The organism is Georgenia sp. 311 (assembly GCF_006151955.1).
Lineage (GTDB): Bacteria > Actinomycetota > Actinomycetes > Actinomycetales > Actinomycetaceae > Oceanitalea > Oceanitalea wutianyii.
Window position 1 is genome coordinate 69,702 of record NZ_VDFS01000043.1, and the last position, 7,827, is coordinate 77,528.

General features: G+C 70.7%; 7 protein-coding genes. 5 read left to right on the top strand and 2 right to left on the bottom strand.

Annotation, left to right across the window (positions count from 1 at the left end; translation table 11 throughout):
* Positions 1 to 2,031, bottom strand: a 2,031-nt coding sequence (locus FHE66_RS08940; protein ID WP_176554720.1) for an FAD-binding protein, incomplete at its 3' end; no start/stop codon positions are given.
* Between the two features lie 19 nt (positions 2,032 to 2,050).
* On the bottom strand, positions 2,051 to 2,824 hold the full coding sequence (locus tag FHE66_RS08945) for a 3-ketoacyl-ACP reductase (protein WP_139072615.1): 774 nt from the start codon (positions 2,822 to 2,824) through the stop codon (positions 2,051 to 2,053).
* Between the two features lie 276 nt (positions 2,825 to 3,100).
* On the opposite strand from FHE66_RS08945, the gene FHE66_RS08950 reads away from it, so the two are divergent.
* Genes FHE66_RS08950 through FHE66_RS08970 form a run of 5 tightly spaced genes read left to right on the top strand, consistent with a single transcriptional unit; the run spans position 3,101 to position 7,781 of the window.
* Positions 3,101 to 4,330 carry an amino acid ABC transporter substrate-binding protein gene (locus tag FHE66_RS08950; protein WP_139072616.1) on the top strand — a complete coding sequence of 410 codons (1,230 nt, stop codon included), beginning with the start codon at positions 3,101 to 3,103 and terminating at the stop codon, positions 4,328 to 4,330.
* 7 nt (positions 4,331 to 4,337) lie between these two features.
* A complete protein-coding gene (locus tag FHE66_RS08955) occupies positions 4,338 to 5,216 on the top strand; it encodes a branched-chain amino acid ABC transporter permease (RefSeq protein ID WP_139072617.1) in 879 nt (292 codons plus the stop codon).
* A 19-nt stretch (positions 5,217 to 5,235) separates the two neighbouring features.
* Positions 5,236 to 6,312, top strand: coding sequence for a branched-chain amino acid ABC transporter permease (locus FHE66_RS08960; protein WP_230976481.1), 1,077 nt, complete (start codon positions 5,236 to 5,238; stop codon positions 6,310 to 6,312).
* Positions 6,305 to 7,054, top strand: coding sequence for an ABC transporter ATP-binding protein (locus FHE66_RS08965; RefSeq protein WP_139072618.1), 750 nt, complete (start codon positions 6,305 to 6,307; stop codon positions 7,052 to 7,054). Before FHE66_RS08960 ends, FHE66_RS08965 begins: the two co-directional genes overlap by 8 nt.
* On the top strand, positions 7,044 to 7,781 hold the full coding sequence (locus FHE66_RS08970) for an ABC transporter ATP-binding protein (RefSeq protein ID WP_139072619.1): 738 nt from the start codon (positions 7,044 to 7,046) through the stop codon (positions 7,779 to 7,781). The genes FHE66_RS08965 and FHE66_RS08970 overlap by 11 nt, the downstream gene beginning before the upstream one ends.
* Positions 7,782 to 7,827: the final 46 nt, after the last annotated feature.

The following is a 7,827-nucleotide window of genomic DNA, read 5'->3' on the forward strand; positions in this document are numbered from 1 at the left end:
GACGTTCTCGAAGAAGTCGTCGGCCTCCGGGATCGGGCGGCGGGGGCGCCAGGTGATGCCGACGTCGCCCGCCTCGCTGGCCGAGGACGGGTCGGCCGCGCGGTGCGGCGTCCAGGCGACCTCCTGGACCTCGTCGTCGAGCGCGCCGCCGTCGAGGGTGAAGCGGAACAGCTCGGGCAGGTCGAGCTCGCGCGCGGCGTCCGGGCCGTAGCCCACGAGCGGCAGAGAGCCGGCGGGGTCGGTGTAGAGCACCGAGCCGCGCGAGCGGCCGCCGTGGTCGACGTAGTCGGCCATCGCCGTGAGGTACACCTGCGCCGTCGTGAGGATGTCGCGCACGAGGAACGCCCGGTTGACGGCCCGGCGCGACCCGGCGTCGGCGACGACGAGGTCGCGGTAAGTGCCCAGCCACTCCTCGACCTGCTCCAGCGCCTCGGCGATCGACTGCCGCGAGCGGACCGGGCCAGCCTTGGCGCTCATGAGCTCCCCGACCTCGCGCAGGAGGTCACCGGTGTTGTCCTCCACGCCGGACGCCGCGCGCGCGGTGGCCCGCTCCACGAGCTCGACGGCGTCGCGCAGGGCGGGCTCCGCGGCGGCCACGAACTGCGACTCCGGGAGCGGCTCGTCGCCGCGGCGCGCGGCGATGAACTGCGCCGCGCGGGTCGCCCCGACCTGGCCGCTGTTGAGCGCCGCACCGCCGGGGCGGTAGACGCCGTGGGCGCCGCCCGCCTCGCCGACGGGGAAGAAACCCGGGAGGTCGGACTGCCACCACGCGTCCACGAGCAGCCCGCCGTTGTTGTGCTGCGCGCACACGTCCACCTCGAGCATCTCCTGCTCGAGGTCCACGTACGGGTTCTTGTTCAGGTAGAACTCGTAGGCGGGCAGGTTCATGTGCTTGAGCCGCTCGATCGGCGTCCCGAACAGCACGCCCGCCTTCTCCAGGTACTCGTGGGCCTCCGGGTCCAGCGCCGTGGGGTCGAAGTCCGCGCGCACCGGGTTGCTCCGGAAGTCGAGGAAGACCCGGCGGCCGCGCAGGACGGTCTCGCGGTAGACGAGCAGGTCGATGAGCGAGGACCCGTCGCGTGCCTTGCGGACGTCGAAGGGCCACTGGTAGCCCTTGAGGAAGACGAGCGACATGAGCCGGCCGTAGTCGGGGATGGCCTCGGTGAGGAACTCGCGCTCGTCACCGCCGTCCTGGTCGGTGGACACGAACCGGGGGATGACCTGCATGTACGTGCCCGAGACGTTCCACCGCGGCTTGGTCGAGGCGAGCCCGAACTGCCACTCGGTGACGTTCTTGCCGCCGACCCCCGCCCGGTACGCGGCGCCCGAGGCGCCCCACTGCCCGTTGGGGAAGACCCGGGTGGCGTAGAGGCCCGCGGGTCCGCCGGTCGCGTAGACGACGTTGGTGCACCGCACGAGCAGGTAGGGGCTGCGCTCGCCGTCGTGGGGGACGTCGGTGCGCAGCAGGAGCATCCCGGCGACCTGGCCCTCGTGGGTGAGGACGTCGACGACGCGGCACTCGGGGAAGATCCGCGTGCCGTTGGCGTTGACCTTCTTCTCCAGCCGCTCGACCATCGACCGCGAGGTGTAGGGGCCGACGGAGGTCGCGCGCTGGCGCGGGTCGTGGTCGGTCTTGTAGCCGATGAACTCCCCGTAGCGGTTCTGCGGGAACGGCACGCCGAGGTCGGCGAGGTGGAGGAACGCGCGCGCCGAGAGGGCCGCCTCGGCCAGGGCGTTGTCGCCGTCCATCGCGCCGCCGGAGTACAGCGTCTGCGCCATCTCGCGCACGGAGTCGCCGCTGTCCCCGGACAGGGTGAGCTTGTAGTACGTCTGCTTGTCCGACCCGGCGTTGCGGCTCGCGCCGGCGCCGATCTTGTCGGTGACCATGACGACGTCGTCCTGGCCGAACTCGACCAGCCGCTCGGCGGCGCAGTAGCCGGCGGACCCGGTGCCGACGACGACGGTGTTCGCGGTGACGACGGGGACCTCGCGGCCGCCGATGCGCAGGTTCTGGGGCTCGTGGGAAGTCACGGCAGGGGCCTCGTTCGTCTCAGAGGGTGGGGATGTGCATGCCGCCGTCGACGTTGACGACGTCGCCGGTGGAGTAGGGCATCTGGCCGGCGACGAGCTGGGCGACGGCGCCCGCGACGTCCGAGGGGCGGCCCCAGCGGGGGATGGGCGCGCCACCGGCGGCGAAGAACGCGTCGTACTTCTCCGTGACGCCGGCGGTCATGTCCGTGGCGATGATCCCGGGGCGGATCTCGTAGACGACGATGCCCTCGGGTGCGAGGCGTGCTGCCCACAGCTGGGTGGACATCGCCATGCCGGCCTTGGAGAGGCAGTACTCCCCGCGGTTGGTCGAGACGGTGACGGCGGAGGTCGAGGAGACGTTGACGATCGTGCCCACCGGCTCGTCGGGCAGTCCCGTGAGCTCGCCGCGGCGCTCGACCATGGTCCGCGCGACGAGCTGGGTGAGGAAGTAGGGCCCGCGGAGGTTGATGTCCATGACGCGGTCGTAGCTCTCGGGGGTGGCGACGAGGATGTCGTCCCGGACCGAGGGTGCGACGCCGGCGTTGTTGACGAGGACGTCGATGCGGCCCCACCGCTCGAGGGTGGCGGCGACGTAGCGCTCGTGGTCGGCGAGGTCCGCGACGGAGCCGCGGACGTAGATCGCCTCGCCGCGCTCGCGCAGCTGCGTCATGAGCTCGGCCGGCTCCTCGCGGGTGGCGAGGATCGCGACCGCGAAGCCCTCGTCGAGCAGGCGGGTGGTGATCCCCAGCCCGATGCCCCGGTTCCCACCGGTCACCATCGCTACCTTCGGCAACGTTCGTCCTCTCCGTCGAGTGCTCGAGCGGCAGGCGCCGCCGAGCCATCATGGCCCAGACGACCATGGAAGGCAAGCGCTTTCCCATCACCGGTCGGCCCGGTCGCCGCCTGGCCGGTGGCGCGGTCGGGAATGCGTCTTCCCCGCGCGAGCGCGCGGCTTCACCGGCACGACGTGATCACGATCACGCAACGGCCTTGCGCTGCGGCGCCCGGAGGCCTTACTGTCCGGAAAGCGCTTTCGAGAAGCGCGTCCGGAACCAATGAAGGAGGACGGATGTCAACGAAGCGGTTGACCCGGGGGATTGCTGCCGGCGCGGTGGCCATGATCGCACTCGCGGCTTGTGGCAGCGGCGGCGAGGACGGGGCCGGCAGCGGCTCCGACACCGACGAGCCCATCGTCATCGGCGTGTCCCTGCCTCTGACGGGTGACTTCGCCGAGCCCGGCAAGGGCGTCGAGCGCGGCTACGAGACGTGGGCGCAGGTCGTCAACGACAACGGGGGCCTCCTCGGCCGCCAGGTCGAGCTGAAGATCCTCGACGACGCGTCCGACGCCGCCCGCGTCGTGTCCGACTACGAGTCCCTCATCGCTCGCGACGAGGTCGACCTCCTCTTCGGGCCGTTCTCCACCCGCCTCGTCGTGCCCGCCTCCCGCGTGGCCAACGAGTACGGGATGCTCTTCGTCGAGCCGGCCGCGGCCGCCGCCGAGGTCTTCGAGAACGGCTTCGACAACATCTTCTACGCGGCCCCGGCCATCGCGCCGGACCACTACAACAACCTCGTGGACCACATCCTGTCGATGCCCGAGGACCAGCGGCCCCAGACGATGGCCGTCGCGGCCATGGACGACCCGTTCGCCCAGGGCACCGCCTACGGCCTGCGCGACAAGCTCGTCGAGGCTGGCGTCGAGCTCCTCGTCGACGAGGTCTACCCGCCGAACCAGACGGACTTCAACGCCATCGCCGCGCAGATCGCCGACGCGGACCCCGACCTCGTCGTCGGTGGCACCCAGTACCAGGACGCCGTCAACCTCATCCTCGCCCTGCAGCAGCTGAACTACCAGCCGCGCATGGCCGCCTTCTCCACGGCGCCGACGAACCCCGAGTTCCCGCAGGCCGTCGGCGGCGCGGTCGAGGGGATCCTGTCCCCGACCGGCTACTCCAACGCCGCGGAGTGGCCCTCCAACGCCGAGTTCGTCGAGGCGCACATCGCGCTCCACGGCGAGCCGCCGCAGGAGGACGAGGCCAACGCCTACACGACCGGTCAGGTCGTCGCGGCCGCGGTCGAGGCGGTCGGCTGCGCCGAGCAGGGCGAGTGCCAGCAGCAGCTCATCGACTACCTGCGCGGCGCGACCGTCGACACCGTCGTCGGACCGCTCGCGTGGGACGAGGCGGGCCGCCCCAACGGCGCGCACATGATCCTCCAGTACGTCGACGGCGAGATCGCCATCGTGCTCCCGGAGGACACCGCCACGGCCGAGTTCGTCTACCCGAAGCCGGAGTGGTGACCCAGCCGTGTCCCTCATCTTCCAGAGCCTGATCCTGGGCGTGCTGCTGGGAGGGCTCTACGCCCTCCTGGCAGCAGGGCTCACGCTCTACTTCGGGATCATGCGGGTGGTGATGCTCGCGCACGCGTCGTTCATCATCCTCGCGGCCTACATGGCGTGGAAGTTCTCCTCCGCGACCGGGCTGGACCCGATGCTCTCCCTCGTCATCACGATCCCGCTGTTCTTCGGCATCGGGTTCGCGATCCAGCGCTGGCTCATCAGCCGGCTCAAGCCGGCGACGATGACGATGATGTCGGTGCTCATCACCTTCGCCATCGCGCTCATCATCGAGGGCCTGCTCGGGCAGCTGTTCACCGGCACGCAGCGGCGCATCAACCTGCCCTACGGGGCGTCGAGCATCAGCTTCTTCGGTGCCTCGGTCCCCGTCGTGCAGATCATCTCCTTCGCGCTCGCCGCGCTCAGCCTCGTGGCGCTGTACCTCGTGCTCAAGAAGACCCGGTTCGGACGGGCGCTGCGCGCGACCATCCAGCACCGGGAGGCCGCCCAGCTCGTCGGCATCGACACGGACAGGACGGCGGGTCTGGGCTTCGGCCTCGGCCTGGCCACCGCCGCGGTCGGCGGCACCGCGCTCTCGCTGCAGGCGACGATCTACCCCTCGCTGCACTGGCACTGGATCGGCCCGCTCATGGCGATCATCGTCGTCGGCGGCCTGGGCTCCATCCCGGGGGCGGCGATCGCCGCCCTCGTGCTCGGGGTCATGCGCGTCATGCTCGAGCTGTGGTGGACCCCGACGTGGGCACAGACCATCTTCTACCTGGCCCTCTTCGTCACTCTCATGGTGCGGCCGCAGGGATTCTTCGGAGGTCGACTTGCCAAGCGTTTCTGACCAGCGGACCCGACCCCAGGTGCGCAGAGCCGCGGCCGGCGGCGTCGGCGGCACGGGCCGGCTCAAGCCGATCATCGCCATCGCCGTCGTCGTCGCGGTCCTCGCCCTGTGGCCCTCGGTCGCCCCCAACGCCTACATGCTCAGCGCCGGCGTCGTCGTCCTCAACTACGCGGTCCTCGCGACCGGGTGGAACATCATGGGCGGCTTCACCGGCTACATCTCCCTGGGTCACGTCGCCTTCTTCGGCCTCGGCTCCTACGGGACGGCGCTCCTGGTCATCCACACCGGGATGAACTGGCTCCTCGCCGCCCTCGTCTCCGGCGTCGCCGTCGCCCTCATCACGGTCCCGATCGGCTTCGCGGCCCTCCGGGTGCGCGGCTCGTCCTTCGTCATCGTGACGATCGCGCTCGTGCTCGTCCTCCAGCTCGTCTTCCAGAGCTGGAGCGTCGTCACCGGGGGCTCCTCCGGCCTGGTCGTCCCGCGGCCCTTCCCGGACATGCTCCGCCCCGAGCACCACGAGACGTTCTTCTACATCTTCCTCGGCCTGCTCGCCGTCACCCTGCTCATCTGGACGCTCATCGACCGCTCGCGGTTCGGTGCCTCGCTCAAGGGCGTGCGGGAGGACGAGGACAAGGCCGAGTCGCTCGGTGCCCCCACGGGCAAGCTCAAGCTCGTCGCCTTCGTCATCTCGGCGTTCGTCGTCGCGGTCGCCGGCGGCTTCTACGCCCTCTGGTTCGGCGACCTCGACCCGCTCTTCCAGTTCCGCATCGTGCTCAGCTCCTGGATCGTCCTCATGGCGCTCCTCGGCGGAGTGCGGTTCCTCTTCGGTCCGCTCCTCGGCGCGATCGTCGTCGGCTCCTCGCTGGAGTACTTCGTGCTCAACCACGGCGACACCCAGTTCCACCTCGTCGCCACCGGCCTGCTCCTCGGCCTGGTCGTCCTGTTCCTGCCCGACGGCGTCCTCACCGGCGTCATGCAGTTCGTCCGCCGCTTCCGGCCCGAGGCGACCTCGATCCGCGAGGTGTCCGCCGAGGAGCTGCGCGCGCAGCAGGAGGCGGGCCGCTCCCAGACCCGGAAGGAGGCCGGCGATGACTGACGCGACGCGCGGCACGGTCCTGCGGACCGAGGCCATGACGAAGTCCTTCGGCGGCGTGCGCGCCGTCGACGAGGCGACGACGGAGTTCTACGCGGGCAGGATCAACGGGCTCATCGGGCCCAACGGCTCGGGCAAGACGACGTTCTTCAACTGCGTCACCGGCATGATCCGGCCCGACTCGGGCACCGTGACGATGCACGGCAAGGACGTCACCAGGTGGGCGCCGCACAAGATCGCCCGGGCGGGCCTGGGCCGCAGCTTCCAGCTGTGCCGGGTCTTCCCGCGGATGACGGTGCTGGAGAACATGCTCGTCGCCGTGCAGCCCCGCTCGCTCGGGGAGTACCTCGCGAACACCAGGAACCCCGAGACGGTGGAGAAGGCTCGCGCCATGCTCGCCCGGGTGGGCATCGACCACCTGGAGAGCTCCGAGGCGCGCGACATCTCCTACGGCCAGCAGAAGCTCCTCGAGCTCGGCTCCACGCTCATGACCGACCCGCCGTTCGTCATGCTCGACGAGCCGGCGGGCGGGGTGAACCCGGCGCTCATCGAGCGCATCGCCGTGCTCGTCAAGGAGCTCAACGACGAGGGGACGACCTTCCTCATCGTCGAGCACAACATGGAGCTCATCATGAGCCTGTGCGACCACATCGTGGTCTTCGACCGTGGCCGCCCGATCGCGTCGGGCACGCCCGCCGCCGTCCAGGCCGACCCGAAGGTGCTGGAGGCATACCTTGGCGTCTGACGTCGTTCTCGAGCTCACCGACATCCAGGCCGGCTACGGCAAGGCGGCGCTGGTCCTGCGTGGCCTGTCCATCCAGGTGCGCCGCGGGGAGGTGGTCTGTCTCGTCGGCCCGAACGGCGCCGGCAAGTCCACCGTCCTCAAGGTCGCCAGCGGCATGCTCAAGCCGCGCGAGGGCACGGTCCACCTCAACGGCACGGACGTCACCGGGCAGGGCCCGCAGCAGCTGCTGCGTGCCGGGCTCTCCCACGTCCTGCAGGGTCACTCCGTGTTCCGGGAGATGACCGTGGAGGAGAACATCATGCTCGGCGGGTACTCCCTGCAGGACCAGTCGGTCCTCCCGGAGCGCTGCGAGTACGTCAAGGAGGTGTTCCCGCTCGTCGCCGAGCGGTGGGGCGAGACGGCCGGCCTGCTCTCCGGCGGCCAGCAGAAGCAGGTCGAGTTCGCCCGCGCCCTGGTCATCCGGCCCGACGTCGTCCTGCTGGACGAGCCGTCGATGGGCCTGGACCCCAAGCGCGTGACGACGATCTTCGAGCAGGTCGACCGCATGCGCCAGGCCGGCGTCGCCGTCCTCCTCGTCGAGCAGAACGCGCGCCGGGCGCTGGAGATGGCCGACATCGGCTGCGTCCTCGACCTCGGCCGCGTCTTCACCTCCGGACCGGCCCGGGAGCTGCTCGCCGACCCCAAGCTCAGCGACCTCTACCTCGGGGGCCGTCCGGCCACGGCCTGAGCCCCGCACACCACCGCCGCCGGCCGGGTCCTCCACGGACCCGGCC

Bases quoted from the DNA above. Each gene is read 5' to 3' on its own strand.
- FHE66_RS08965 (WP_139072618.1), top strand. From the start codon at position 6,305: ATGACTGACGCGACGCGCGGCACGGTCCTGCGGACCGAGGCCATGACG.
- FHE66_RS08950 (WP_139072616.1), top strand. From the start codon at position 3,101: ATGTCAACGAAGCGGTTGACCCGGGGGATTGCTGCCGGCGCGGTGGCC.